The following is a 1195-nucleotide window of genomic DNA, read 5'->3' as shown; positions in this document are numbered from 1 at the left end:
AACACAGTGGACGCGAGCAACTGAGGACAAGCCCTCGGCCTATTAGTACCAGTCAGCTCCACCCGTTACCGGGCTTCCACATCTGGCCTATCAACCCAGTCGTCTACTGGGAGCCTTAACCAATCTAGTTGGTGGGAATACTCATCTCGAAGCAGGCTTCCCGCTTAGATGCTTTCAGCGGTTATCCTTTCCGAACGTAGCCAACCAGCCATGCCCTTGGCAGGACAACTGGCACACCAGAGGTTCGTCCGTCCCGGTCCTCTCGTACTAGGGACAGCCCTTCTCAATATTCCTACGCGCACAGCGGATAGGGACCGAACTGTCTCACGACGTTCTAAACCCAGCTCGCGTACCGCTTTAATGGGCGAACAGCCCAACCCTTGGGACCGACTCCAGCCCCAGGATGCGACGAGCCGACATCGAGGTGCCAAACCATCCCGTCGATATGGACTCTTGGGGAAGATCAGCCTGTTATCCCCGGGGTACCTTTTATCCGTTGAGCGACAGCGCTTCCACAAGCCACTGCCGGATCACTAGTCCCGACTTTCGTCCCTGCTCGACCCGTCGGTCTCACAGTCAAGCTCCCTTGTGCACTTACACTCAACACCTGATTGCCAACCAGGCTGAGGGAACCTTTGGGCGCCTCCGTTACTCTTTAGGAGGCAACCGCCCCAGTTAAACTACCCATCAGACACTGTCCCTGATCCGGATCACGGACCCAGGTTAGACATCCAGCACGACCAGAGTGGTATTTCAACGACGACTCCACAACCACTGGCGTGGCCGCTTCACAGTCTCCCACCTATCCTACACAAGCCGAACCGAACACCAATATCAAACTATAGTAAAGGTCCCGGGGTCTTTCCGTCCTGCTGCGCGAAACGAGCATCTTTACTCGTAGTGCAATTTCACCGGGCCTATGGTTGAGACAGTCGAGAAGTCGTTACGCCATTCGTGCAGGTCGGAACTTACCCGACAAGGAATTTCGCTACCTTAGGATGGTTATAGTTACCACCGCCGTTTACTGGCGCTTAAGTTCTCAGCTTCGCCACCCCGAAGAGCAGCTAACCGGTCCCCTTAACGTTCCAGCACCGGGCAGGCGTCAGTCCGTATACATCGCCTTACGGCTTCGCACGGACCTGTGTTTTTAGTAAACAGTCGCTTCTCGCTGGTCTCTGCGGCCACCCCCAGCTCA

General features: G+C 55.8%; 1 rRNA gene. It reads right to left on the bottom strand.

Annotation, left to right across the window (positions count from 1 at the left end):
* Positions 1 to 22 precede the first annotated feature (22 nt).
* Positions 23 to 1195, bottom strand: a 23S ribosomal RNA gene (locus ACFW9Z_RS36050); the annotation flags it as partial.

It is taken from the genome of Streptomyces sp. NPDC059452 (genome assembly GCF_042750035.1).
Lineage (GTDB): Bacteria > Actinomycetota > Actinomycetes > Streptomycetales > Streptomycetaceae > Streptomyces.
The sequence above is the reverse complement of the archived record's forward strand: the minus strand, read 5'-3'. Positions and strand labels throughout refer to the sequence as shown.